The organism is Pelomonas sp. Root1444 (assembly GCF_001426885.1).
In the GTDB taxonomy this organism is placed as follows: Bacteria; Pseudomonadota; Gammaproteobacteria; order Burkholderiales; family Burkholderiaceae_C; genus Pelomonas.
Map to the genome: position 1 here is coordinate 40,053 of NZ_LMFP01000003.1, position 24,640 is coordinate 64,692.

Genomic DNA, 24,640 nt, shown 5'->3' on the forward strand with positions numbered 1-24,640 from the left:
GGACCTACCGGAATTCAGCGGCGCGGGCACATGCCGGCCGGGCGTCATCCGCCTGCTTCAGCACCACCATCTGGTCCCACCGCTCGTACTGCTGCCTCAGGCTCGCCTCGGTCTCCGTCGGGATGAGGACCTCCGTCCTCTTCTCGCCCTTGAGCCAGAAGCGATACCAATCCACATTCCCTTGCAGCGAGATCATGCGCTCGCTGGGTCGGGACAGCGCATGCGCGCCTTCGGGGATCATGACCATCTCGACCGGTTTGTACTGCCGGCGCAGCAGCGCATACACATCCCAGTTGTTGTGCACCTCGTTGCCGTAGGTCTCGATCCGCATCGCCGCCCGGATGCAGTCGGTGTGAAGCGACGGATCGTTGGCCACCCAGCGCATGCGAGATGCGCCGTACGGGCCACCCTCATTCGCACGCTCCTTGTGCACCAGGGTCCCATCGACGACCGAGTAGGTGATCGCAAGGGAGAACAGCGTATTCGCGTCACCGTCGAGCAGCGTGGCGGCACGGATGGGCACGTCGGAGAAAGTCACCAGGTTCAGTACCGACTCACCGGTGGCGCTCCAGCCCATGATGCCCACCTTTTCCCGGTCGACCAGGCCGTCCGCGACCAGCGCCTCGATGGCTGCGCGCACGCCGTCGGCAAAAGCGATCCGACGGCCCCGCTCATCGGTCGGACCGCCAGCCGATGGACCCAAGGGAAGGGCCAGCACGAGGATGCTCTCGCGCAGGAAGGCTCGTCCCGCAAAGCCGCTCGTGAAGCCGTCATAGACGTTCGAGCCGTCGCGGTAGAAGCGCGTGGGCGAGAAGCCGTAGGCCTGGATCACCAGAGGACGCCGAACTCGCGGATTGAAATTCGTCGGAACCATCAAGCCGCCCTTCCACGGCCTGCCCTTGGCATCCGTCCACCCGTACTCACGCATGCTGCCCCACTGTTCGATCGAGTACTGCGGGTTGAGCGTCGTGAGGCGAACCACCGCCCCCGCCGGGCCCGCGGCGACGATGTCCGGCGGCTGGTTCAGCGCCTGCTCGACCCGCAGGCGCCATGCGCCAGCGGACGCGGCCTGGCCCGCCTCTGCCTTGCCTTCCTCGACGATCTCAAGCCAGGCGCCATCCGCGCTGCGCACGAAGGTCCGGCGCCGCTCCCCGTCCTTCACGACAAAGGCGCCAGACTTGCCAGCGATGCGATTGACCGCCTTCAGGCGCGTCTCAAGCACGGCGAGATCCTTCCACCGGCCGGATTCAGGCCAGTACTCGATGATGTGCGAGGCCGAATCAGCGCCTGCGTCACCTTCCCGCACCGGCAGGAACGTGCCGGCGATGACGACAGACCGCCCGCCGTCCTGCCACAGGCGGTCGGAGCGCCGCTGGTTATCCTGCATGGAGTCATCGGGCGCGTCGACCACCGCCCGCTCTCGACCGTCAACCAGGTCATAGGCCACCAGCCGTCGTGTCACGTAGCTCGAAGGTCGCGAGAAGTACCCGAGCGGATCCATGCGCAGCGACGGCCCGTATTTCGCCATCATGTCGGCGACGTAGGGGTACTGCTTCGCCCAGGCGAGCTGCCGCTGCGGCTCGTACCGTGGCAGCAGCAGCCACCGGCCGTCCGGAGAAATGCTGGCGCTGGGCAAGCCCAGGCTGGACTCGGCGAACGGCTCGCCGAGCGCTCGCGCCCCAGTCCCCGAGGCGGTCTCCGCCACGAAGTACTGGTAGCGCCGCTGCTGCTTGCGCAGGTCGTTCTGGCCGAAGTGGACGCTCCAGAACGAGTTCGTCCCGACCACGACGCTGCGCGCACCGGGCGGCATGGCGGGATTGGGCACCGGCGCGACATAGACGACGCGCCGCAGGTCATCCGTGAGGTCGAAGGCGGCCACCCCGAAAGCCGCGAACGTCAGTTGCGTGACCTGGCGGGTCGGCAGGTCGAGCCGGTAGGCCTGATAGGGCTCATCGTTCATCCGTGCGCGGAACACGAGAACCCGGTCGCCATGCCAACGAACGTCCTGCACTGCCGGGTAGGCGTCGTTTTCGTCCTTTTGCGCCTTGACGGCCAGCAGCCGCACAGGCGCCGCGGGCCGCGACGCGGCGAGGTTGCCGGGACTCACGTCGAGCAGCAGGATCTCGAACCAGTTGGTGTCGGTCGCCACGTCGGCCCGGCGCGTGACGATGAACGCACGTTCGCCATCCGGCGAGACCTGGGTCCGCAGCGTTTCGTCATCGTGTCCGACCGGCTGGATGATCCGGGTGAACTCGATGACGTCCCTGACGGTCGGTCCGACGGGGGCGTCCGCGAGCACGCTGGACCCCCAAGCCAGCAGAAGAAGGGTCAAAGCCAGTTGCCGCAGGACGGGCACGAGGCCGGTCCGGGCGAGAAATGTGGATGGTTCAGGCAGCATGGTGCAGTCCCGGGAGCGAGGCCCGAGCCCGAAGATCAGTCTGGGAAAGCGCGCCGTAGGAGACGGCCGCGGCAAGCGTTGGTGGCTGCGAGGAAGCGCTACCAGCTCATGGACAGGCGCATGTTCACGTAGCGGCCACGCCAGTCGCCCTGCGTGACGTCGTAGTAGGGTGAGGTCCCGACGAACTCGGGCAGTCGATCACCCGCATTGGCGACGGCCAACGCCAGGCGGGCCTCCTTCATCCCCGGCAGGCGCAGCCCCAGGCGCTTGAGGTCCAGCGTGGCCGCGACGTCGTAGACCCAGAAGTCGCCGAGCGGCCGCTCGCTTGGCGACATGTCCCGGTAGCCCCCCAGGTAGCGGCCGGTCAGGCCCGCGGTCCAGCTGCCGTGGTCCACACCGGCGAAGAGCCGGCCCTTCCACTTGGGCGACCAATAGTCGATGGCACGGCGAGCCAGCCGGTGCTCCACCGCAGCGCCGGGCGAGACGGCGACGTCGTACCGGGTCGTGCGGGTCGCGCTGGCGGCCAGCGTCCACTTGGCGCCTGCGGCCTTCCAGGCATGCGCGATCTCCATGTCGACGCCTGCGGTGTTGACCCCACCAAAGTTCACCTCCGAGTACAGCACCCGGGTGACCTCGCCGGGGGCGCCGCCCGAGGCCGGCGAGCGCGTGATGAAACCAGGAAACAGCGCTTCGTTGTCCAGCACCACCTGGGGCCACAACAGCGAAATGAGGCCATCGATGTTCACGCGCCAGGCGGTCATGGCCAGCCGGGTGCCCGCCGCAGACTCGGGCTCCCACACCGCGCCCAATGAATACGCCCGTCCCTTCTCCGGCCGAAGGTCTGCATTGGCAGCACGCCGCACCTCACCGCCGGCGATGGGCGCGTTCGCCCGGGCCGGGTCGACCAGTCCGAAGTCGTCGGTCGTGTAGCTCTCCTCGTTGACCTGGGTCTGCAGCAGCGTGGGCGGCTTGAACGACGTCGCCGCCGAGGCGCGCAGCAGCGTCGTCCGGGTAGGCCGCAGCTCAAGGCCGGCCTGGTAGGTGTTCGCGCTGCCGAAGTCGCTGTAGCGATCGCGCCGCCCCGCCACTGTGACCGCAGCCGTCTCCCAGCTCGGGCCGTTCGCTGCACGGGCCCGCCAAAGCGGGACGCGGATCTCGCCGTACACCGCGCCATTGGAGCGGCTGCCGCCAATGTCAAAGCTGCCCGGCGTCACCGTCAGGAAGCGGTCACGCGCGGCCTCGGCGCCAGCGATCAGATCGACGCTGCCGGCAGGCAGGATCAACGCAGAGCCCCGCACGAACAATCCGACCTGGTCCTTGCGACCATGGTTCTCGCGAATCGTGTCCGACCAGATCGACCTCAACACCTCTTCACTGGCCGCACGGCCCGTCGTGAACGGATTGAGCGCCGCAGCCGTGCCCGTGGCGGCCAGTGCCGCGGTGCGCGCGGCGACGTTCGCGGTCGTGTTCGCCACACGGCGCTCGCCGTCGTCACGCGTGGTCGATATGGACGCCTCGATGTCCCACCCGGCAGCCAGCTCACCACGCGCGCCCACAAGAGCCCGCACGAAGTTGGTATCGCGGGAGAAGGTCTCTGCGCCGTTCTCCAGCCCCAGCCGCGCCGTCACGCGGACCGGCACGCCGAATGGGTTGTGCGGGTTGGTGGATGGGACAAGCACGTTGTTCAGCACGATGCCACCCTGCTCGGCCCGCAGACGGTCCCTTGCATACGTCATTTCACCGAACAGCGACCAAGCCTCGCCCAAGCGCCGTTCGCCGGCCAAATGCAGCGCCAGATTCTGGCTGCCATGGACCAGCGCCATGCCATGGCCGTTGACCATCGGGTTGCACAGGTTGGCCTGGCCGGCGTTCCCGGCGAAGCTGGCCACCGTCAGCGGTTCTCCCGTTGCGACCACGGGGATGGCCGCAAAGCGCGAGGTCAGACCTGGCAGGTTCGCGTTGGACACGTTGGTGACCGTCCCCGGCGTGCACGAGCGCGTGCGGGCGTCCACGCCGCCGAAGCGCCGATAGTCGGCGTCCTGGAAGAAGCCCCGCTCGGCCATCGTCAGCGGCGTCGCCCTGCTGTACGAACCCAGCAGCACGTAGGAACCGGCTTCATCGCGACCGCCCGTGCCGAGCGAGATGCCGCCATCGCCGGTGTCCTTGCCCGAGGCCACGCGTGCATCCAAGGCAAGCCCGTCGATGGACTTTTTCAGGATGACGTTGACCACACCGGCCAGGGCGTCGCCGCCGTAGACGGCGGACGATCCGACCGGCACGATCTCGATGCGCTCGACCGCAGCCATCGGGATCAGATTCAGGTTGAAGAAGTTGCCCGAGGAGGAACCGACGGCCTGCACGCGGCGGCCGTTAATCAGGACCAGCGTCGATCCGAGCGGCAGGCCGCGCAACTGCACCGAGCCCTGCCCGGTGGTGGGTCCCGAACCGCCCTCCCCCGGACTCACCGACGCTTCGTTGAGGCTGCTGATGAACCGCTCAAGGGTCGGCTGCCCGCTGCGGTCGATGTCAGCGCGCGAGTAGACATTGACCGGCGCCGGGCCGTCCGCATCGATGCGCTTCAGGCGCGAACCCGTGACCTCGACCCGCGTGAGCGATGTCGGGGTCTGCGCATCCTCGGAAGAAGCAGCGGCACCATTCGACGCCGAAGACGGGGGCTCCGGAGCAACCGACGTGGCGTTGGAGGATGCCGCCGCCAGCGAGAAGGATCCCGGCGATACGCCAGCGGCCGGCCCGGATGCCGGCGTGGCTGTCGACGCCGCCCTGACCCTGACCACAATGGAACCGTCGGGCATCAGGACCGGTTCAAGTCCTGAATCGTCGAGCGCCCGCGAGATCGCCTCGGCGGCTGTCAGCTGCCCCGCGACGGCCCTGGACCGGCGCCCGGCAACCGCGACCGGATCGAACAGCACCGACACACCGGTCTGTCTTGCGATCGACCGCAGCGAGTCGGCCAGCGCCTGCGACGGCTGGTCGATGCGGTACCTTGCCATGCTGGTCGGTTCCGCCGCGCCGGCCAGTCCGCAACTCAAGAAGAGCGCGACGAACGCGCCTCCCGTTAAACGGCTCGCGCCCATACCCCTGTCACTGAAGACTTTGCGTTTCATCTCGTCTCTCGCGTCGCCGAAGTGGTGATGACAAGATGACGAGGCCGCTCGAAAGATTTCCGCCAGGGCTTGCCCTACTGTGGAGGAAGCAGCTCCAAACGTCCGTCGCGCTCCAGCGCCCGCAGACCATGGAGCGCGGCGACGGCGCGAGCGAAACCGTTGCTGTCGCCCGTTCGGTACAAGCCACTGACGCGCAACCTCGACCCGTACCCATCCCCTGACAGCACGATGGGAACCCGGCTGTAGCGGTTCATCTCGGCGACGGCTTCTACGAGCGGCGCATCGTCGAAGACCACCTCGCTGCGCTTCCAGGCCAACATCTGGTCGATGCGCGGCCGGTCCATCTTCTGGGTGGCCGGTCCGCCAGACCTGCTGGCCTTGATCAGGCGCATCCGCTCGCCGACTTGCATCAGGACTTCCTTGGCCGGCGCGATGCCTTGGCGCCGGTCCGCCGCCGCAGGACGGACAGCCACCCGCCCCTCGATCAGCGTGACGGCCAGTCCATCGTCGACAGGCCCGCCGCCAGCGAGCCTCACGTTGAACACCGTGCCCAAGGCCACAACCTCGCTGTCTGCCGCGCGCACGACAAACGGTCGGCTCGGATCCTTCGCGACCTCGAAGAGCGCTTCTCCGGACTGGATCCGGACCAGGCGCTGTGCCCGATCCGCCTGCACGCGCACCCGCGTGTCCGTGTTCAGGGACATGCGCGTTCCATCGTCAAGCACCACCAACCGCTGTTCCCCCACCCCTGTGGCGTACGTGTCGGTCTCGCGTCCGAGCTGAAATGCCAGACCCGCTCCGACGGCGAACACCGCGGCAAGTGCTGCGAGCACCCAGCCCCCCCCCCAGCGACGCCCGCCACGCTTGCCGTCGGCCTGCGCCGTCCCGGACGACACGCTCGCATAGGCATCGGCAAGCTTCAACTGAGGTACTGCCTGCCAGACCTCCGTGCAGCGCTCGAACGCCAGGCGGTGCACCGCGGAACGGGACTGCCAGTCAAGGCACTCGCGCTCCATGCGCGGCGACCGGTCGGGCCCGTGCAGGCGGGCAATCCAGACGGCCGCCTCGGCGGCAATCTCTGGCGTCACGTCGATCGGCGGATCGTCGCGCGAAGACCCGGCGCCGGAGGTGTTCATGGCCACCAGCCTTCCATCGCACGCGTGACCAGCAACGCTGCCTTCGCGATGTGCTTCTCCACGGCGCTCACACTCAATCGCTGCTCCTGCGCGATCTCGCCATAGCTCAGGCCCTCCACCCGGTGCGCCAGGAAGATCCTGCGCGTCTTCGGGTCGAGCTCCGCCAGGCTTTCGCTCAACCGCGCGATCCTCTCCCGCGCCAGCAGGATCGTCTCCGCGGTCGGCATCGCGTCGGCGATCTCGATCTCGTCGAGCATCACCTGTTCACCGCGATTGCGGCTGTTGCGGTAGTCATCGATCGACAGGTTCAATGCGGCGCGCATGAGAAAGGCCTCTGGCTCGTCAACCGATTGCCGGCGCTCATAGCAGGCAAGCCTGAGCCATGCTTCCTGCACCAGATCATCAGCATCATGCCGGGTGCGGCCGCGGCGCATGAGCGCAGCCCTGACACGCGAGATGACGGCCTCCCAATTCCTGACCATCGCATTGCACCATCACAAACCGAAAGTCGAGACCAACAGCCGTCATCTTAGGCAGTTAGGACTTTTTTGACGAGAGACCGCGCCTCGACGACCCGGCCATCTTCGCGCCTGCAGACCGAACGAAAACAGCGCTACCTGTCAGTCGCCCGCGAAGCGCGAGCGGCCCCCGGCCCAACACCTCCGGCCCTTGCGTTCCGGGCCCGCCCGCATCTTCCTCGCCGGTCGCCGCCGGCCGCCGGCAAAACCCGCGGCGCGACCCCGCCACCAGCCCGAACAGTGCCATCCCCACCGAACGCTGATCCCGTCACTGACGGAACGGTGTTGAGCCTGCGCGCAAAGCTAACCACCATTTCGCACGGCGGGACCGACTGACCCCAGCCGTTCGCCAGCGAGCAACCAGAACCGAGGAGCATGCCGCGATGAGCCGAATCACCGATGCCGCAATCGCCCCACCGCCAGACGAGCGCACCGGCGTCCCGGCTCGCCGCACCGCCTGGCGCATCAAGCTGGTGAGGGTGCCATCGGGTGTCGCAGCCGGCTCGAGCCTGCGCCTGCATGGCAACGCGAGGACGGAGTGCTGGAGCCTCTTCAGCACCCGCGAAGAGTTCCACGCCTGCTCGACGAGCGACCCCATGCGGTTCAGCGACCCGCTCCTTTTTGCCCAGATGAAAAGGGAGTTCGATCATGTCTTTGACCGACCCGATCCGCCCGACGTCCACGGCGGAGCGCACCAGCCGCTCCAACGACAACGACCAGGCCCTTGACGCCATCGTCCAGGTCGCCCTGGCAGCCGACCCGCCGGATCTGCTCGACCGGCTGATGAACGCGACAATTGCCATCGGCGCGACGGCCAGTGTCTACACCGTCGTGATCCCAGAAGACGGCAGCGAGCCGTCCTGCTTCAGCCTGTTTGCATGCCATCCGCGTTTCGCGCAGGCCCAGGACAACCGCCGTCCCCTGCTCAACCACCCCTGGTTCCGGTTCGCCCGCAGCCGATCAACACCGGGCACTGACCACGAGGTCCATACCACGCAGGCGGAGGATGCGGAAGCCATCCGCCTGGCCAGCGAGTACGGCTTCAAGTCCGCCCTGATCATTCCCACGCCCGCCGGCGTCGACCTGAGTCGCGTTGAGATGCTGTGCCTGGGCAGCGACAACGCGGACGACTTCGAAGGCGAGCACGCCCGCGTCATACGGACCCTCGCAAGAGCACTGGCCGCGGAACTGCACGACTGGATGACCGGCTACCTGCGCAACTACCTGCGCCAGAGCGCGCGCCTGCAGCCGACGGATCTCGACCTGTTGTCCATGGAGCGCCGGGGCCTGGGCACCAAGGAGATCGCGCAGCGCACCGGCATGAGCCTGGCCTCGGTCGATTCCCGCTTCCAGCGCATCAACTCGCGCCTGAACTGCCCCAACCGCAAGGCGTCGGCGAAACGGGCCGCCGAGTACGGCTTGCTCAACTGCTGACGCCGTCGGTGATCGCGACGTCCAGCTCCCCTGCCCGGCATGCCGAGCGTCCAGCGCCGCCGGACACGAGCTCCCCGTACCGGCAGGCCATCAGTCGCCTATGCGGCGGCCTCCAATCTCGGCCCTTTCCTCCTGGACCACACGCTCCATCATGCGGCCTGGCGCCACGGTGCGCTTGTACTCGCCGAAGCTCATGAAATCATGGATGAGGCCGGCCGCCGCAGCACTGGGCCTGTTGTCCCGCCACCCCCAGTAGTCGCTATGGCCGGCGCCATCCACGGGCCGCACTTCGACGCGGCCCGGCGAAGCAGGCACATCCCCGTGGCGCCCGATCGCCGATGGAAGGAACCCGTCCCCTGCGACGGTCTGCCCGATTGGAAACGCCCCGGCCAACACGAGATCCGCCTTGGAATGCAGCACTTGAACCTGCGCCGGCGCTTGAAATGCCGCAGCCAGCCTGCCGCCCGGAAGAACCGCGAACGTCGGTACCGCCGCTGCCAGAAGCGACACCTTGCGGATCGGCGTCTTGAAGTCCGCCGTGTCCACCAGCAAGCGGATCGTCTCCAGGATCACGCGGCAGCCCATCGAGTGACCGATGAAAGACAGGTTCAAGACGTCTCGAAGGCCAAGGATGTAGGCGCTCAGAACCGCCGCTGCCTGCTGTGCCGTTTCGATGGTTGCGGGATAGATCAGGAAGTCGACGATGTCCAGAGGCCCCGCGAAGCTTGCGTCCCCTGGCCAGAACGCATCTCCGAGCACCGACTCCAGCCGTTCGCCCGCTCCAGGGTCCAACAACCCTTTCTGGCGGCTGCGGAAGCCCGCATACGCCTGCTGTGCCTCGAAACGGTTGTTGTTGAATCCATGGACCAGCACCAACAGGTCTCGCTGGGTTTGGCCGATGCCGTTGCTCCAGACCACCCCGCAGGGGCGACGAACGTCGCCGCCCTCCGGCTGCTGGCGCATGTCCAGCATCAGGTTGGCGGTGTACCCCTGGAAGTCGCCAACGTATCGAGCCACCGCATGTCTACCTGGTGAACTTGATCGACGAGATGCTGTTCAGCAGGTCCTTGGCGAGGGGCGCCAAGGCACCGCCAAGCGCCGCCTTCAGCACGACACCCATGAACAGTGACGGATCCCCCGCCAACGCGGCGAAGCCGTCGATCAGAGACACCACGGGATCGAACGCCTTGCTGTCGAAGTCTGGCTGGGACGCCATGACGAGCGCGACAAAGAGGACGACCGCCCCGAGCACCATGGCCCACATCTGGTTCAGATCTTCCCAGCGGCAGCAGGTCACGGTCTGGAACGCATCGAGCTGCCTCTTCATGAGCATGCGCACCCGCGCATAGCGCTCGGAGTCCGCCTTGGTGGGCGGCGGCGGCGCCTCTTCCGAGATGAAAGCCTTCCAGGCGGCTGCATCCGTCCCGTTGGAGCCCCGAGTGAAGAAGGCATACAGGTGCGGATACAGCCCCGGGTTGTTCAGAACGACGTCTGCGCCATCCTGTACCTGGGACATCATCCGGGAGGTCTCAAGCTCGAAGACCGCCCTGTCGACGCCACGCCAGCGAAGTACCGCGGTGGAAGGGTGCGGTTCGGCCGGCTGAGCTTGACCGGACGTGAGATGGAAGAACTCCGCGTAAGCCGCTTCGGCGTCGTAGGGAACTGCGCCAGCCGGCGTGTCGGCCGTCGTCGCGTCGCGGCCAACCGGCACGTCGTAGTGATCGCTCCCTCCGAGCACTGCAGCCGACAGCAGGCCGGGCTTCGCGACCTGCAGCGCATCCGGGATGGCCGACTTGTGCTGCGACAGCCAACGAATCACCGCCGTGCGGTGGAACTTGCCCCGGATGGAGAACAGCTTCTTGTAGGACTCGAGCAGCGCGACAACAAGCCCCCCGGTGCCGGCCAGCACCGCCAGATAGGTTCCAAGTGTCGAGGTCAGGTTGGTCAGCGCCTTTGCAGATTCGTCCGCCGCCATCGCTGTGTTGGCCGCAAGCGCCAGCGCAAGCACCGCGGCCATCTTCATCGCTCCCATCGTTGCTCTCCCTGTCATTTGACCGCGACCATCCGGCCGTAGAAGTCGAGGATCTTCGTCATGGCCGGCACGCGAAACCGGTCGGCCTCGATCAGGAGCTCATGACGCGCACCGTCGATCCGTTGCGGGCCGCCGCCGTCGCAGGCGCGCTCCTTGGTACTCGCGTATGAGGCGCAGAACTCGGCCTGAGCTTCAGGCATCACCGCCGTGTCGTCGCCGGCCTGAAGGACCAAGACCGGCGTGACGATCTTGGCCGCATCCGCCAGCTGCTTGTCCGAGGCAGCGCACGCTTCGGAAACCCAGCCTCGGGTTGGGCCGCCAAGCCGGACCTCAGGATGATCGGCTTCATCCTTCAGGACCCGCGCCCAGCGTGCGGGCGAACGCGTGTACTCATTGCTTGCCTCGTCGTAGGCGACGTGGGAGTACGGGCGTGCACGACCTCCCGCCCATGACTGGCTCATGAACCAACCCGTCCACCTGAACCAGGCGCAGCTGCTGTCCGCCGAGATGAGTATCTTCGCGTTCGGCTGATGCATCGGCGACGACAACGCCGCCGCCTGGAAAGCTCCCGGGAACCGTTGCAGATGCCTCGTCGCAACGCCTCCACCCATTGAGTGCGCCAGAAGCAGCAGCTTCTTGTGTCCGTTGCGGTTCACAACCTGCTGCAGGAAGCGATCAAGGTCGTCGACGTAGTCGTCGAAGTCACCGACATGCCCCTTCTGCGGCTCATCGGCCAGGATCCGCTCCGAGAAGCCCTGCCCCCGGTGGTCGTACACATACACGGAGTACCGTTGCCGGACAAGGTCAGCCACGACCTCCTGGTACTTGAGCAGATTCTCGGTTCGCCCGGTGACGATGACGACCGCGGCCTTTTCGTTCGGGACCACCACCGAGGCGTATGCCAGCTTCAGGCCGCCAACCCCGACGAAGGTAGCGCGCTTCACGCGCTGCGCCCACAACACCTCGACTTCGTCGGTGAACCGGTTCGCGAACGACGACTCCGTGATCAGTCCATAGCGATCCGGGTCATCAGCCGCCGCGGCTGTACCCAGTACACCGATCCAGGCAACCGCCGCGAGCACCGCTGCTGCCACCCCATCACGTCCCCGTCCGATAGTCCACATGGCAGCGCCTCCAGACCCGAAAGCATGTTCGGACGGGCCCCCTGCCCGGTTCCCATCTCTAGCCTCACGGAATCGGGTCCGCTCCTCGAGGCGCGCCGATTCTGGGCTTGACGCAAAGGCGGCAAATCCTCACTGTTGATGACACCAGCGTCGGGACTCGGTCACCCGGATACCCGTATGCATCGTCGCGCGCTACCAGTGCCACGGCCCAGGCCTGCTGACCAGGGGCCCGCGTTGCCCGCTTTTGCGACGGCGCGTCGCCTCAGCGCCAGGGCTGGACGTCACGGCTGCTGATTTGTCGAGCCTCCAGCCGGAGATCGGAACGCCGAGCGATGCACGACCTACGGTTCAGCGAGCTCCACCCGATCCGGCCTTTCGCGGATGATCAAGCCGTGCAGCTTGGCGACGGCACGGGCAAAACGAGCGTTGTCGCCCGTCTGGAACGCGCCGCTGATCCTCTTTCCGCTCAGCGCGACAGGCAGGGCGATCGACAACACGCTGTACCGATTCATCTCTGCCACCGCCTCGGCCAGGGACACGTCATCAAAGACGGCCTCCCCGCGCCTCCAGGCTAGCACCTGGTCCATCCGGGGCCGATCCACAAGCGCCGCGCTTGCGCCGGCCGCCGATCCAGCTCGGCGGACGCGAAGTCGTTCCCCGGGTTTCAACGCGAGCGGGTCGCCAAGACCGGTTCCTGCGCCATCGCCGGCGGTCTCACGAACGATCACCTGCCCCTCAAGCAGCGTCACGGCAAGCCCGCCATCGGCCTTCTCAGCCGATGCGACGCCCACCACAAAACTGGTCCCCGTCGCAACGACATCCACGCCGGCGGCTTGAACCACGAACGGTCGCGCGGCGTCCTCGGCGACCTCGAACAGCGCCTCGCCAGCGTCCAGCGCGACGACCCGCCGAGCCTGGCCGAGCGCCGCGCGCACCCGGCTCGCCGTGTTCAGCGACATGCGCGTGCCGTCCGGCAGGACCACCGTCCGCTGCTCGCCAACGCCAGTGGCATAGGTCTCTCCGCCCGGCCACATCACCAGTACCGCCAAACCAGCAAGCCCGCATGCAGCAACAACCGCTCCGACCGCGACTTGGACCCACTGCCCCGCCCTGCGACGCCGCCGACCGGCGCTGGAGGCTCCGGCATAAGCGGTCAACGTGACCCCGGACACGTCCTGCCAGGTGTCGGTGCAGCGCTCGAATGCCCGGCGGTGTGCCGCCGAACGCGACTGCCACTCCCGCCACTCGCGCTCCATGCGAGGGGATCGGTGCGGACCATGCAGCCGCGCGACCCAAACTGCGGCCTCGGCAGCCAACTCGCGCGTCACCGTCGGCTGTGCACCCCGGCTCTTTCCCTGCCCGACAGGGTCACCCTCCGGGAGCACGGCTACCAGCCTTCCATCCAGGTGGTCAGCTGCAGCGTGGCCTTGGCGATGTGCTTCTCCACCGTGCTGGTGCTCAACCCATGCCGCCTGGCAATCGCCTGGTAGGTGAGGCCCTCCACCCGGTGGGACAGGAAGATTTCGCGCGTCTTCTCGTTCAAACGGCTCAGGCACACGCTCAGGCGCGCCATGCGCTCCCGCGCAAGCAGCACGTCCTCGGCCGCGGGCGTGGCGTCAATGAGAACCACATCCTCGACGAGCAGCTCCTCGCCGCGACTCACGCGCGATCGATGCGCATCGATCGACAGATTGAGCGCCGCCCTCATCAGGAAAGCTTCTGGCTGCTCGACCGGCTGCTCCCGCTCGTAGCAGGCCAGCCGCACCCAAGCCTCCTGCACGAAGTCCTCGGCATCCTGCTCGGACCGGCCACGCCTCATCAGCGCCGCCCGCACGCGGGAGAAAACCGGCAGCCAGTCCTTGATCACCGCCCCGCCTTCGAACCAGGCACTGACACGCCTCCCGGGGCAAGAACCGCAAACCCGCCAGCAAAACGGCGACGACCCGGAGCACCCCCTAGCGCCCGCGCCGGCGCCGGCGCCTTCTCCAGCAGACGCTCCGCCCGCTGCAGCACTTCGACGACGAAGTCCAACGCTGTCTCAGGGTCGACAAACTGACCGTGTCGGTCGATCGCTTGAACGAGCTTGGCGTGTACCGATCCAACTATGCGTTCGCCAGATACCAGCGCCCGATGAAGCGGCGTCGGGAGCCTAAGATCCAATGCGTTCTGCCCAGACAAGCGTGCATGCACGCTTCTAACCAACAGCGATGCGGCGCCGACCGGCGTTGCACACAACCCGGTCTCATCTCCGAGCAACTCCGCGCCAACTGTGAGCCGCAAGGCCTCGACGCCACGGTGGACGAGATCCGCACCGACACTTGCGGAGAGGGACCCGTCCGTGGCCCTCCGCATCCAGGCACCTAGTAGCTCAAACTCGCCGCCACCCGCGCTGCCAAGCGCCCAGTAGACCGGGGTCCCCGAGTTCGACCCGTCACGCACTGGCAGGACGGCCTTGCAGAAGTGCCCCACGACATACCGCTTGCATAACGGACGACTTCGCCAACTCGTTCTTTGCACACCGGCGTCAGTAACTCCCATCGGCATACCCTCGCTCAAGAGCACGGGACGAGTTCGCGGTTCCGTCCATCCCACTGCAGGCCAAAGACACAAATGCTACTTTACGTCTGTATACCCAAAGTCATCAACAGGGGCGACGAATGCCAAGCGATGCGTGAAGGGAAGCGGGAGCCGGTAGACCTCACAAAACGAGCCGTGTCGCTGCGCCTTGACAAGCAAACTCCACAGGAGTGATCAGCGGACTGGCCGAGAGCAAATGCGTCGGTCGTCGGCAGGCTCGAATTGCTACTTTAAGTCTGTAGACCCATAGTCATCCAAATTGGAAGCTCTGATGCATGTCAGGGCGTCGCACAACCGGATCGGCAAGGGAGCGTTTAGCGCATCACCTCCGTTCGCTCCGGGCTGCGCATGGCATGTCGCAGGAAGCCCTCGCCGACTTGGCAGACCTGCACCGGACCTACGTCGGTTCTATCGAGCGTTGCGAGAGGAACGTATCTCTCGACAACGTCGAACGCCTGGCTGCAGCGTTGGGCGTCGACATCTGCCAGCTTTTGGCCCCGAGATGACATCGGATTAACAGCGCCGATGGCGTGGAGTTGGCTCGGCCGGCGCGGAGCGCCGATAGCGGTCCTCTCGGCGCGACAGGGCCGCTGAATCTTCCCCAGAAGTCATCGCCACCAATGGCGGGTACGGAACCTAGATTTTCGACAGGCGGCGCAGCTTTTCGCCCCTCCCTCGAAGCATCGGTTCCTCAACCTGGATCCCGCCATGGAAGCACACACGACAAAGGGCATGCCCCGGCCGACGCCAGGCTGGATAAGCCTGACACACCTTGCTGCATCATCTGCGATGGCTCTGGGGCTCGCCGTCCTGAGCCCCACCGTCCGCGCGGTCGATGGCTGCACTGTGCTCCTGTGTTTGGCGGCCCCGAGCTGGCGTGCGATACCGCAGTGCGTGCCGCCCATCAGGGAGCTTCTCCACGACCTGGCCCGCGGCAGGGCGTTCCCATCGTGCGCCATGGCCGGCGGCGGCAACAGCGCCGTGCATGCCTGGGCCAGCGCACCGGACTTCTGTCCGCCCCACTACACCCGCGTCCAAGACGGTCCGAACGGTCCGATTTACGCCTGCGATTTCCAAGGCGCCATCGCCGTGACGGTCGACGGCATGCCGTTCGCAAGAACCTGGTGGTCGATAGGGGGCGACGCGGTGACCGAGTTCAGCGCGGCGGCCAAGACCCGGCTCGGCAGCTGGGACAGCCGCTTCGACGACGACTTCGCCGCCTGGCTGGCCACGCGCCCTTTCCCCACGGACTCGAGCAACTGAGCAGCACATGGACGCGTCAGCATTCCTCGCGCTTGCCGTCACGTGCGCTCCGGCCATCCACATCGACACCAGCCGCGCGCTGGTGAGTGTCGAAAGCGGCTTCAACCCCTGGGCCATCGGCGTGGTCGGTGGCGCCCTGGTCCGCCAGCCCCGCCATCGTGCCGAAGCGCTGGCCACCGCTCGGGCGCTAGAACACAACGGCTGGGAGTTCAGCGTCGGGCTCGGTCAGATCAATCGGCGCAACTTCTCGCGACTGGGCCTGACGCTCGAGTCGGCCTTCGACCCCTGCGCGAACCTGGCTGCCATGCAGGCCGTGCTCGCCGACTGCTTCGACCGCGCTGGCGCACTCGCCCGCAGCACCAGCCAGACCGCGCTGAGACGCGCCCTCTCCTGCTACTACAGCGGCAACTTTGCAACCGGCTTCGAGCACGGCTACGTGGGCAAGGTCGTCGCCGCAACAAGCCTTCCCAAGCGTTCCGGATCCCCTGCCCGCCACCCGCTTCCGCTGCCTCCAAGGAGCTCTCATGAAACGCAGTGATCAGTTCAATCGACTGGCCACCGCCGCCGCCGCACAGGCGATGGCCATCATGCCGCCCTCCGCTCTCGCGGAAGGGTTCGAGAAGGTAAACAGCAACGTCGATGCCGTGGTTGTCCTCTTGGTATCGATCGCGATTGCAGTCGTGACGATCGCCATCATGTGGGCCGGATTCAAGATCATCTTTCAGGGCGCACGTCTTGCCGACGTGGCCAACATCTTGATCGGCAGCACCCTCATCGGCGGCGCAAGCGCTATCGCTGCGCTGATCGCCGGCTCCTGATCCGCAGAGGCCGCGATGCAAAGCGAAGCGATCTACAAGGGTGCCACTCGCCCGGCCATGAAGATGGGCATCCCCCTTGTCCCGTTGGTGGTGCTGATCGGCGCAGGCATGCTGGTGATGATGTGGGGCGGCGCCCTGCTGAGCTGGTGGGTGGCGCTCGGCGTGGTCCTGGCTATCGTCCCGGCGCTGATCTGGATGCGCTGCGTCACCGCGAAGGACGACCAGCGCTTTCGGCAGATGTTCATCGCCCTGAAGCTGCGGCAGCATGACCGAAACCGCCGGTTCTGGCATGCGCGCAGCTACGCACCTACCCTCTTCCGGGGAGCCCGCGATGCTTGGCACGTCTGACAACAGCGCCTCTGGCAGCGCGTCGAACGCTTCCCGCACCACCCGCCCGCGTGTCGCGCGCCCGCACTTCTGGGCTCAGGCACGCAAGGAGAACCCCCTCGGCGCCTTCATCCCGTTCTCGTCGCTGGTCAGCGCCCATGACGTGATCACGAGGGGCGGTGACTACCTGCGGGTCTGGCGCCTCAATGGTGTGACCTTTGAGAGCGTCGACGAGCACCGCATCGCGGAACGCCATGAGGCGCTATGCAGCCTGCTGCGCAACCTCGCTGGCGGCCAGTGGTCGGTGTGGACACACCGCCTGCACCGCTTCGTCACCGACCGCCTACAGGATCCAGAGCAGCCGGGGTTCGCGCGTGACCTGTCGTGCGCCTACCAAGCCAAGCTTGGGGAGCGGCAAATGATGAGCAACGAGCTCTACCTGACGCTCGTCTACCGACCAAATGCCTCCGGCGTCGCTCGCGCCTTGCAACCTCGCCAGCGCACCCGTACGACCATCGCCGAGGGGCAAGAGGATGCGCTCCGCGTCCTGGATGAGCGTTCCGCGCTCGTATCCCGGGTGTTGCGGGGCTTTGGCCCGCGGCTTCTGGGCACGCGCAAATACAAGGGTCGCACCTACTCCGAAGTGGCCGAGTTCCTGGGCTACCTGGTCAACGGCACCTGGCGGCCCATCCCCTGCACGGCCGGACCGCTCTATCGGATCTTGCCTAACGCCCGTCTGTCCTTTGGCGGGGACAAGCTGGAGCTGCGCCAAGGCGACCGGCGCCGCAGCGCGGCCCTCGTTGACATCAAGGAGTACGCGGACGCTGTGGAGCCCGGCGTGTTGAACGCCCTGCTCTACGAGGACAGCGAGTTCATCGAGACGCAGAGCTTCTCGATCCTGCCAAGGCGCCAAGCCGTGCGAGCCCTTGAACTCCAGCGTGATCAGCTCATTGCGAGTGACGACGTTGTGATCACCCAGATCGCGGACATGGACACGGCACTCAACGAGCTGGGCGACGGTCAGTTCTGCATGGGCGAGTACCACTACACCCTCATGGTGTTTGGCAGCGACGCGACCGATGCCGGTCGTCGTGCCGCCCGGGTGATTGGAGCCGTCGGAGAGTCGTCGAGCCTGCAGATGGCGCCGGTCGACCTGGTCGCCGACGCAGCCTGGTTCGCCCAGATGCCAGGCAATTGGAAATGGCGACCACGGGACGCCAGACTCTCGTCGCGGGCCTTCGCTGCGCTGGCCAGCGCTCACAACTTCGCCAGTGGCAAACGCGATGGCAATCCGTGGGGCGAGGCCCTGGCACTCCTGCGCACGCCGTCGGGCCAGCCGTTTTACCTGAACCTGCACAGCAGTCCTGAAGACCGGGACTCTGAGGACGAGAAGCTCCCGGGCAACACGCTGCTGATCGGCTCCACCGGCGTGGGCAAGACCACACTGGAAATGTTCCTGCTGACGCTCACCCGCAAATGGCAGCCGGCGCCGCGCCTGGTGCTCTTCGACCTGGACCGAGGCTGCGAGATCGCCCTGCGTGCCCTTGGCGGCAGCTACTTCACCCTGGAAGCGGGCAAACCCACCGGTTGCAACCCGCTGCAATGGGAGCCGACACCGTCGCGTGTCCAGTTCTGGGACCGGTTGGTCAGAACCTTGGTCACCACGCCAGCCATGCCCCTCATGCCGGTCGACGAGCGCGCCATCGCCCACGCCGTACAGGCTGTCGCGATGATGCCCAAAGCGCTCAGGCGGCTGTCGGCCGTCCGCCAAAACCTACCGAAGGCCGGCGAGAACAGCCTGTTCGAGCGGCTCGGCCGCTGGTGCGACGGCGGTCCGCTGGGTTGGGTGTTCGACCAAGCGCACGACCGGCTGCAACACCTGAGCGCAGCGCAGGTGATCGGATTCGATACGACCGAGTTTCTGGACCTGCCCGAGGTGCGCACACCGGTCATGATGTACCTCCTGCAAGTCATGCAGGAACTGGTCGACGGCCAGCGCCTGATCTACGTGATCTCCGAGTTCTGGAAGGCGCTCGACCACGAGGTCTTCAGCGAGTTTGCCAAGAAGACGCAGAAAACGATCCGCAAGCAGAACGGCCTGGGCGTTTTTGACACCCAGAGCCCGTCGGATGTGCTGAACCACCCCATCGGCCGCACGATGGTCGAGCAAAGCGTCACCAAGATCTTCCTGGCAAACCCGGAAGCAGTTCGCGAGGAATACATGGACGGCTTCGGGCTGACCGGTGCTGAGTTTGAGATCGTGCGCGGCCTCAGCGCCCAGGGCGGGCGGCGCTTTCTGGTCAAGCAGGGCCACGCCAGCGCCATCTGCGAACTGGACCTGGCCGGCCTGGAAGACTTCATCACCGTTCTGTCGGCCACCACCGACAACGTCGCGCTGCTCGACTCCCTGCGTGAACGGCACGGCAACGATCCGTTTCAATGGCTTCCCGAGCTTCAGAGGCAAGTGAAAGATCACGGCTCCCGTAACCCAAAGAGAGCAGCATGAACCGCCTGACCTACCTGATCAACTCAGTGACGCTTGTGCTGATCGCCGGCGCCGCAGACGCCCAGTTCGTCAAGGGCAACGAGGCCGTCAGGTTCCTGCCGGACGGCACCAAAACGATTGAGACGCCGCCGCTTCCGTCCGCCACGCTTGGAACGCCATGCCCCGCGAAAAACCCAGCTTGCACCGCCAGCGGCTGGCGGATGGTTGAAACGGCCGAAGGCCTTCTGGAGTGCACGGAAATCTATGCGCGTCCGGGAACATGCCGACCTTCAACTTACGGCACCGAGAAACGGCCTCGCCTTTGGATAGTGAAGCTCAAGGGCGCCTGGATGCAATGCGAGCTCCCAGATGTCTTGAGCAAATGCGTCAGCACCAAAGCCCTCCCTAACGCCACCATTCAGTAGATGAGGTGCAGCGATGTTCACATGGGTTGGATCCCAATTTGAGAACGTTCTGGACACCTACTGTCTCGGGGTGGTCTCGAGATTAATGGGAGCGCTGGCGCCGATTGCATTGGCGACCCTAACCCTCTGGGTTGCGCTTTACGGATGGGCAGTTCTTCGGAACGAGGTGTCGGACACCGTGCCGACCTTCATGTGGAAGGCTTTCAAGATTGGGCTTGTACTCGCGCTCTCTTTGGAGTCCGGTCTCTACATCACCAATATCGCTGACACGGCGAACGCGCTTGCAACGGGCGTCGCCACGACATTCCTTCCGTCAACTGCGGGCACAACGATGATCACCAGCCCGTACGCGATTCTTGACGCCTTCAACGACAAGGCTAGTCAGCTGGTCGTCGATCTGCTGAAGGAAGCTGGCATCACGCGCCTGGATCTACTGTTCGCAGCGGTCGTGACCGCCTTTGCAAACGTCGTATTCCTTTGCATCGCACTTTTCGTTGTCACGCTCTCCAAGGTCTTTCTCACCTTCGTGATTGCGATCGGTCCGGTTTTTGTTCTCGCGTTGGCATGGAGGCCCACAGCCCGCTTCTTCGACAGCTGGCTCTCGGTGCTGTTGAACGCGGTCGTACTCACTTGGTTCGCCTTCTTTGCGCTCGGCCTCAGTGCCTATATGGGTGGCACCCTTGTCCAGACGATTCAGGATCAAGGCGGTTTTGTCGGCCCGACGTTCAACCCGGTGGCCGAGTCATTGAAGTACTGCATCGTCATGATTTTGATGTCCATCATCTGCTTCCAGGCCCCCAGCCTTGCTTCCGCGCTCACCGGCGGCGCCGCTATTCAGCAGGGAATTCAGATGATCCAGAACGTCATGATGGTCTCGGGTCTGCGTTCGCGGTCGGGCCCCAGTTCCAGCGGAGCAACCGCTGGCGGCACGGTTCGAGCCGGCACCGGCGTGTCGTACGCCGCCGGCCGAGCGGCGGGAGCGGCGGGAGCGGCTGTGTCCGCCGCGCGCGGCGTCGCGTCCGGTGCGCGGGCCCCTGCACGCGACGGAACCGAGGCCAGTCGAGTTCCTTCCTACAACCTCGCCGCCATGCGCGATCAGTCGTGACCGGCTGATTAATCAGGAGTGAAATCATGAATCTACGTCTCAAACTCACTGCGGCCGCATTGATTGCGTGCGGCTCCAACGGCGCCCAAGCCAGCGGCATCCCGGTGATTGACGTTGCCAACCTGGTACAGACCATCCAGCAGGTGCTCAACGACATCACGGAGATCAACAACCAAGTTCAACTAATCAGCCAGCTTCAGGCGCAATTGAACAGCGTCAACGGCGTGCGCAATCTTGGCAACGTATTCAACAGCCCTGCGTTGATGAACTACGTGCCATCGGAAGCTTTCATACAGCTGAATGCGGTCGCCGCCGCCGGTTATGCAGGCCTCGGCTCCACGGGCAAGTCGTTGCGCGACGCCGCGATGATCTACAACTGCATGGACCTAACGGGCGTCGCGCGCACACGCTGCCAGGCCACGCTTGCTCAGCCTTACGAACACAAGGGCCTGCTCCAGGACGCCATGACAGCGGCGTCCGGACGACTCGCCCAGATCCAGGCGTTGATGGGACAGATCAACGCCACCACCGACCAAAAGTCGGTGCAGGAGATTCAAGCCCGTATCGGCGCGGAGAACGCGCTGCTGGCGCACGAGATGTCGCAACTGCAGATGCTGCAAAGCATGGCTGAGAACGAAGACCGCATCGCCCGCTCGCGAGACAGGGAGCGTCAGTACGAAGGACTGACCCGCGCAGGCAAGGTTGCTTCCTACCTGCACTGACGCGCAAGCCCAAGCGCTTCCATCGACGAGGTACCTCATGAACGCTGACCTGATGCCAGGTAAAGCCACTGCATTGCCTGATCGCTCCCAGGACGATCCCGTCGCCGATCAGCCCATCGCAACATGGTGCGCCAGCAAGGAATGGGAGGTGGACCGGGCGGAGATGCTCGAACGCTCCGAACGGCGAGCCTGGATGGTGGCTGCGGCAGGCATGGCGACCGGACTGATCGGGATCGCTGCGGTCTTTGTCCAAGGGCCGCTACGCCGCATCGTCGAGATTCCCATCGTGGTTGACAAGGTCACGGGAGAAGCGACCGTCCAGCAGCGGCTCAGCGTCGAAACCGTCCCACCCATGGAGGCGCTGGACAAGCACAACCTCGCCGCCTTTGTTCGCGCACGCGAAGGCTACAACTGGATGTTCCTGCAAAGGGACTTCGACCAGGTCGCGCGCATGGCCGTGCCTGCGGTGTTCGGCGACTACGACCGCCAGTTCGAAGGCCCGGATGCCCTGCATAAGAAGCTCGCAGGCGCGGAAGACTGGCGCATCAACATCGTCGGCGTCCGCCTCGCCGCCACAGCACGACGGGGAAACGGAGGCGAGGCTACTGTGACGTACGACAAGGTTGTGCGACATACGGACCGAAGCCTTCCGGAGGTCAAGGCAAGGCACGTCGCCACCGTCGTCTACCAGTACCAACCCAAGGTCCTCGCCAAGGAGAAGGATCGGCTGGAGAACCCCTTCGGGTTTGTCGTCACGGCCTACCGGTCGGATCCGGAGATCAACACGGCGGTCCAGGAGAGCAAACCATGAGGTTCCTGGTCAGCCTCACCGCGGCGCTTGCATTGACGATGGCGGCAAGAACGGGAGCCTCCTCTGTCCCCGGCGATCCGCGCTTGCGTGAGGTCGTCTACGACCCGAAGGCCGTCGTCAGCGTTCCGGTCAAACGCGGGGTCGTGACCTTGGTGGTTCTGGGCGACGACGAAGCTATCACCGAGGTGGCCTCGGGCATGGGTGCGGACTGCGCCAGGGCGGATGCCGTGTGGTGCGTGGCCGCGCAGCCGGGGGGCCGGACCGTCTTCGTCAAGCCCAAGACTTCGGCCGGTGCACCGAACAACCTTGCCGTCGTCACCGACCAGCGGATCCACAACCTGCGCTTCGTCGTCTTGGCCGACGGCGACGCCAAGTCGCCGGTGTACCGCCTCACCGTCAAGCCGCCACAGGCGCCCGATCCGCAGCGTGTCGCCCTGCGGCGTCCCGTCTTGCCAGACCTGCCGCCTCTGCCGGTTGAGCCTGCCCCGGAGCAAGTTGTCGCAGAGCGCCTCCTGGCCAAGCCGAAGGTCAAGAACACACAGTACTCGCTGTCGGAAGGACGCGACTCCCAGGACATCTCGCCGACGCTGGTCTTCGACGACGGTCGGTTCACCTACCTTCGCTTTCCAGGCAACCGCGAGGTACCGGCCGTCTTCCACGTTCTCGGGGACGGCACGGAAACGCTGGTGAACACCCGCATGGAGGACGACCTCCTGGTGGTGGACCGCGTCACCCGACGGCTGATCCTGCGCGCTGGCTCGGCTGTGGTGGGCCTTTGGAATGAGGCGTTTGACCTGGAAGGGCTACCGCCCGCCAACGGCACGACCGTGCCGGGCGTCCAGCGGGTGCTCAAGCCTCGGGGCGCCGCCGCCCAGTCCTCTACGGGAGCAGCGCCATGAGCAAGAACTCGGAGAACCAGCCATTTGATGGTGCAGACGACAACGGCGGGGATCCGCCGGACGACACGCTGAGCCCGCTGCCCGGCGAGTTCGGCATTCCCAACGTCGCTGCGCAACGCCGCATCGAGGTTTCCAAGAAGGGGCTCGTGGCTGTTGCCCTGCTCGCGGGAAGCATTGTCGCCGTCTCGGCGTTCGGCATCCAGCGCTTCGCCGCCAGCGGCAAGAGGGTCGAGAACGAAGACAGCAAGCCGGCGCGCGACAAACCCATTTCTGCTGGCGCCGAACCACGGAGTCTGGAGGTGTCCGCCACACCTGCATCGGCCTCGGAGAATGCTGCGAGGGTCAGAATCCCTGCCATCACCGCCACAGCCGAAGAGATCGGGGAGCCCATCGGCATTCGACGCAGCCGGTCCAGCACGGCTCCCGGCCAGGACAGCAGGGACGACAAGCGCATCTCGCCGGAAGACGCGCCGGTTCTCCTGCTCAGCACCCGCGCGGCAGGTCTGTCAGCCCACGGACGGCCCATCCGAACGCCGGCGACGCCCTCGGTGTCGGGGACGACGGATGACGCCGACTCGGACACAGCGGACGTCTCGAATCCAGCTGATCCCATGGCAGCAACCTCGCGCAATCTGAAGGGGTATCAACGCCAGCTGCAGGGCCTGCTCGACAATCTGACCAAGACGACCGCGATGGCGTCCGGTGGCGCCGCTCCTGCCGCTTCGCCGTTGGTCCCGCCCGCACCGCCGACGTCGCTCGGCGCCGCGGGCTCTTCCGGCCTGTTTGGGGGCCAGTTGCAGAGCTCCGTAACTCCCAAAGCCACAGCCAGGATGCTCGGCAACCGCAGCCTGACCTTGGTCAAAGGCACGGCGTTCTCCTGTGCACTGAAGACACGGGTCATCAGCGCCACCTCGGGGCTGGTGGGATGCCAGGTTCAACGCAACGTCTTCGGCGACGACGGGCGCGTCCTTTTGATCGAGCGGGGCTCTGATCTAGACGGCGAGTACCGAGTCGCCACAGTGCGGTCGGGCATGGTGCGCATCCCCGTGCTCTGGACGCGGTTGCGAACACCCCTGGGCGTCACTATCGACATCGAATCACCGGCTACCGGCAAGCTCGGTGAGTCGGGCATCGACGGTCACGTAGACAACCGCTGGACCGAACGGATCGGTGCGGCAATGCTGCTGTCGCTCATCGACGATTCCGTCAAGCTGGCCATCCAAAGCCAGGCCAATGATCGCCAGGCCGACACCGTCGTGCTGCCGTCCACGACGACGAACACCAGCAAGTTGGCCGAGAAGGTCCTCGACAGCACGATCAACATCCCGCCGCTGATCTATCAGAACCAGGGCGGCATCGTCGGCATCTACGTGGCCCGTGACCTGGACTTCTCCAGCGTCTACGACCTGGTGCCGACGGCCAATCCGAACCGGCACTGAGG

At 65.8% G+C, this 24,640-nt stretch carries 22 protein-coding genes; 13 read left to right on the forward strand and 9 right to left on the reverse strand.

The annotated features are described in order from the left end of the window. Nucleotides 1-4 precede the first annotated feature (4 nt). The 4 genes from ASD35_RS03030 to ASD35_RS03045 form a co-directional block, all read right to left on the reverse strand. A complete protein-coding gene (locus tag ASD35_RS03030; protein WP_056873448.1) occupies nucleotides 5-2,398 on the reverse strand; it encodes a S9 family peptidase in 2,394 nt (797 codons plus the stop codon). 98 nt (nucleotides 2,399-2,496) lie between these two features. Further along, nucleotides 2,497-5,523, reverse strand: coding sequence for a TonB-dependent receptor (locus ASD35_RS03035; protein ID WP_235538220.1), 3,027 nt, complete (start codon nucleotides 5,521-5,523; stop codon nucleotides 2,497-2,499). A 74-nt stretch (nucleotides 5,524-5,597) separates the two neighbouring features. Then, nucleotides 5,598-6,659 carry a FecR domain-containing protein gene (locus tag ASD35_RS03040; RefSeq protein ID WP_056873450.1) on the reverse strand — a complete coding sequence of 354 codons (1,062 nt, stop codon included), beginning with the start codon at nucleotides 6,657-6,659 and terminating at the stop codon, nucleotides 5,598-5,600. After that, nucleotides 6,656-7,141 (reverse strand): RNA polymerase sigma factor, encoded by a 486-nt coding sequence (locus ASD35_RS03045; protein WP_056873451.1) that lies wholly within the window; start codon nucleotides 7,139-7,141, stop codon nucleotides 6,656-6,658. The genes ASD35_RS03040 and ASD35_RS03045 overlap by 4 nt, the downstream gene beginning before the upstream one ends. A gap of 684 nt (nucleotides 7,142-7,825) precedes the next feature. Between ASD35_RS03045 and ASD35_RS03050 the strand changes: the two genes are divergently transcribed. Next, nucleotides 7,826-8,611, forward strand: coding sequence for a hypothetical protein (locus ASD35_RS03050; protein ID WP_157275340.1), 786 nt, complete (start codon nucleotides 7,826-7,828; stop codon nucleotides 8,609-8,611). A gap of 90 nt (nucleotides 8,612-8,701) precedes the next feature. On the opposite strand, the gene ASD35_RS03055 is transcribed toward ASD35_RS03050, so the two are convergent. From ASD35_RS03055 to ASD35_RS03075, 5 genes are all read right to left on the reverse strand, one after another. Continuing rightward, a complete protein-coding gene (locus ASD35_RS03055; protein ID WP_157275341.1) occupies nucleotides 8,702-9,583 on the reverse strand; it encodes an alpha/beta hydrolase in 882 nt (293 codons plus the stop codon). A 52-nt stretch (nucleotides 9,584-9,635) separates the two neighbouring features. Beyond that, nucleotides 9,636-10,643 carry a hypothetical protein gene (locus tag ASD35_RS03060; protein ID WP_157275342.1) on the reverse strand — a complete coding sequence of 336 codons (1,008 nt, stop codon included), beginning with the start codon at nucleotides 10,641-10,643 and terminating at the stop codon, nucleotides 9,636-9,638. Nucleotides 10,644-10,657: 14 nt separating this feature from the next. After that, nucleotides 10,658-11,767 (reverse strand): alpha/beta fold hydrolase, encoded by a 1,110-nt coding sequence (locus ASD35_RS03065; RefSeq protein ID WP_082579866.1) that lies wholly within the window; start codon nucleotides 11,765-11,767, stop codon nucleotides 10,658-10,660. A 341-nt stretch (nucleotides 11,768-12,108) separates the two neighbouring features. Then, nucleotides 12,109-13,152, reverse strand: a complete 1,044-nt coding sequence (locus tag ASD35_RS03070) for a FecR domain-containing protein (protein WP_255354487.1) — start codon at nucleotides 13,150-13,152, stop codon at nucleotides 12,109-12,111. Nucleotides 13,153-13,154: 2 nt separating this feature from the next. Continuing rightward, nucleotides 13,155-13,634, reverse strand: a complete 480-nt coding sequence (locus tag ASD35_RS03075; protein ID WP_056873456.1) for an RNA polymerase sigma factor — start codon at nucleotides 13,632-13,634, stop codon at nucleotides 13,155-13,157. A gap of 985 nt (nucleotides 13,635-14,619) precedes the next feature. Between ASD35_RS03075 and ASD35_RS03080 the strand changes: the two genes are divergently transcribed. From ASD35_RS03080 to virB10, 12 genes are all read left to right on the forward strand, one after another. Further along, nucleotides 14,620-14,850, forward strand: coding sequence for a helix-turn-helix transcriptional regulator (locus tag ASD35_RS03080; protein ID WP_056873457.1), 231 nt, complete (start codon nucleotides 14,620-14,622; stop codon nucleotides 14,848-14,850). A 451-nt stretch (nucleotides 14,851-15,301) separates the two neighbouring features. Continuing rightward, nucleotides 15,302-15,607 carry a hypothetical protein gene (locus ASD35_RS03085; RefSeq protein WP_200956003.1) on the forward strand — a complete coding sequence of 102 codons (306 nt, stop codon included), beginning with the start codon at nucleotides 15,302-15,304 and terminating at the stop codon, nucleotides 15,605-15,607. Between the two features lie 7 nt (nucleotides 15,608-15,614). Beyond that, nucleotides 15,615-16,145: a lytic transglycosylase domain-containing protein gene (locus tag ASD35_RS03090; RefSeq protein ID WP_082579867.1), complete on the forward strand. Its 531-nt coding sequence runs from the start codon at nucleotides 15,615-15,617 to the stop codon at nucleotides 16,143-16,145. Beyond that, nucleotides 16,132-16,425, forward strand: a complete 294-nt coding sequence (locus ASD35_RS03095; RefSeq protein WP_056873459.1) for a TrbC/VirB2 family protein — start codon at nucleotides 16,132-16,134, stop codon at nucleotides 16,423-16,425. The genes ASD35_RS03090 and ASD35_RS03095 overlap by 14 nt, the downstream gene beginning before the upstream one ends. A 15-nt stretch (nucleotides 16,426-16,440) precedes the next feature. After that, nucleotides 16,441-16,773, forward strand: a complete 333-nt coding sequence (locus ASD35_RS03100) for a type IV secretion system protein VirB3 (RefSeq protein ID WP_056873460.1) — start codon at nucleotides 16,441-16,443, stop codon at nucleotides 16,771-16,773. After that, nucleotides 16,757-19,258, forward strand: a complete 2,502-nt coding sequence (locus tag ASD35_RS03105) for a VirB4 family type IV secretion/conjugal transfer ATPase (protein WP_082579868.1) — start codon at nucleotides 16,757-16,759, stop codon at nucleotides 19,256-19,258. Before ASD35_RS03100 ends, ASD35_RS03105 begins: the two co-directional genes overlap by 17 nt. Further along, on the forward strand, nucleotides 19,255-19,662 hold the full coding sequence (locus ASD35_RS26405) for a hypothetical protein (RefSeq protein ID WP_082579869.1): 408 nt from the start codon (nucleotides 19,255-19,257) through the stop codon (nucleotides 19,660-19,662). Before ASD35_RS03105 ends, ASD35_RS26405 begins: the two co-directional genes overlap by 4 nt. 13 nt (nucleotides 19,663-19,675) lie before the next feature. Continuing rightward, entirely contained in the window at nucleotides 19,676-20,767 is a 1,092-nt protein-coding gene (locus tag ASD35_RS03110) for a type IV secretion system protein (RefSeq protein WP_056873461.1), read from the forward strand. 26 nt (nucleotides 20,768-20,793) lie between these two features. Further along, nucleotides 20,794-21,489, forward strand: coding sequence for a type IV secretion system protein (locus tag ASD35_RS03115; RefSeq protein ID WP_056873462.1), 696 nt, complete (start codon nucleotides 20,794-20,796; stop codon nucleotides 21,487-21,489). A gap of 37 nt (nucleotides 21,490-21,526) precedes the next feature. Then, entirely contained in the window at nucleotides 21,527-22,300 is a 774-nt protein-coding gene (locus ASD35_RS03120; protein WP_056873463.1) for a virB8 family protein, read from the forward strand. Beyond that, complete coding sequence (locus tag ASD35_RS03125; protein ID WP_056873464.1) at nucleotides 22,297-23,199, forward strand: TrbG/VirB9 family P-type conjugative transfer protein; 903 nt, start codon at nucleotides 22,297-22,299, stop codon at nucleotides 23,197-23,199. The genes ASD35_RS03120 and ASD35_RS03125 overlap by 4 nt, the downstream gene beginning before the upstream one ends. Continuing rightward, nucleotides 23,196-24,638, forward strand: a complete 1,443-nt coding sequence (gene virB10 / locus ASD35_RS03130; protein WP_056873465.1) for a type IV secretion system protein VirB10 — start codon at nucleotides 23,196-23,198, stop codon at nucleotides 24,636-24,638. The genes ASD35_RS03125 and virB10 overlap by 4 nt, the downstream gene beginning before the upstream one ends. Nucleotides 24,639-24,640: the final 2 nt, after the last annotated feature.

Coding starts and splice junctions, on each gene's coding strand:
- ASD35_RS03035 (WP_235538220.1), bottom strand. CDS start 5,523: ATGAAACGCAAAGTCTTCAGTGACAGGGGTATGGGCGCGAGCCGTTTA.
- ASD35_RS03110 (WP_056873461.1), top strand. CDS start 19,676: ATGTTCACATGGGTTGGATCCCAATTTGAGAACGTTCTGGACACCTAC.
- ASD35_RS03090 (WP_082579867.1), top strand. CDS start 15,615: ATGGACGCGTCAGCATTCCTCGCGCTTGCCGTCACGTGCGCTCCGGCC.
- ASD35_RS03095 (WP_056873459.1), top strand. CDS start 16,132: ATGAAACGCAGTGATCAGTTCAATCGACTGGCCACCGCCGCCGCCGCA.
- ASD35_RS03120 (WP_056873463.1), top strand. CDS start 21,527: ATGAACGCTGACCTGATGCCAGGTAAAGCCACTGCATTGCCTGATCGC.
- ASD35_RS03105 (WP_082579868.1), top strand. CDS start 16,757: ATGCTTGGCACGTCTGACAACAGCGCCTCTGGCAGCGCGTCGAACGCT.
- ASD35_RS03055 (WP_157275341.1), bottom strand. CDS start 9,583: ATGCTGGACATGCGCCAGCAGCCGGAGGGCGGCGACGTTCGTCGCCCC.
- ASD35_RS03080 (WP_056873457.1), top strand. CDS start 14,620: ATGTCAGGGCGTCGCACAACCGGATCGGCAAGGGAGCGTTTAGCGCAT.
- ASD35_RS03060 (WP_157275342.1), bottom strand. CDS start 10,643: ATGGGAGCGATGAAGATGGCCGCGGTGCTTGCGCTGGCGCTTGCGGCC.
- ASD35_RS03125 (WP_056873464.1), top strand. CDS start 22,297: ATGAGGTTCCTGGTCAGCCTCACCGCGGCGCTTGCATTGACGATGGCG.
- ASD35_RS03040 (WP_056873450.1), bottom strand. CDS start 6,659: ATGAACACCTCCGGCGCCGGGTCTTCGCGCGACGATCCGCCGATCGAC.
- ASD35_RS03085 (WP_200956003.1), top strand. CDS start 15,302: ATGGCCGGCGGCGGCAACAGCGCCGTGCATGCCTGGGCCAGCGCACCG.
- ASD35_RS03030 (WP_056873448.1), bottom strand. CDS start 2,398: ATGCTGCCTGAACCATCCACATTTCTCGCCCGGACCGGCCTCGTGCCC.
- ASD35_RS03045 (WP_056873451.1), bottom strand. CDS start 7,141: ATGGTCAGGAATTGGGAGGCCGTCATCTCGCGTGTCAGGGCTGCGCTC.
- ASD35_RS26405 (WP_082579869.1), top strand. CDS start 19,255: ATGAACCGCCTGACCTACCTGATCAACTCAGTGACGCTTGTGCTGATC.
- ASD35_RS03100 (WP_056873460.1), top strand. CDS start 16,441: ATGCAAAGCGAAGCGATCTACAAGGGTGCCACTCGCCCGGCCATGAAG.
- ASD35_RS03050 (WP_157275340.1), top strand. CDS start 7,826: ATGTCTTTGACCGACCCGATCCGCCCGACGTCCACGGCGGAGCGCACC.
- ASD35_RS03115 (WP_056873462.1), top strand. CDS start 20,794: ATGAATCTACGTCTCAAACTCACTGCGGCCGCATTGATTGCGTGCGGC.
- ASD35_RS03065 (WP_082579866.1), bottom strand. CDS start 11,767: ATGTGGACTATCGGACGGGGACGTGATGGGGTGGCAGCAGCGGTGCTC.
- virB10 (WP_056873465.1), top strand. CDS start 23,196: ATGAGCAAGAACTCGGAGAACCAGCCATTTGATGGTGCAGACGACAAC.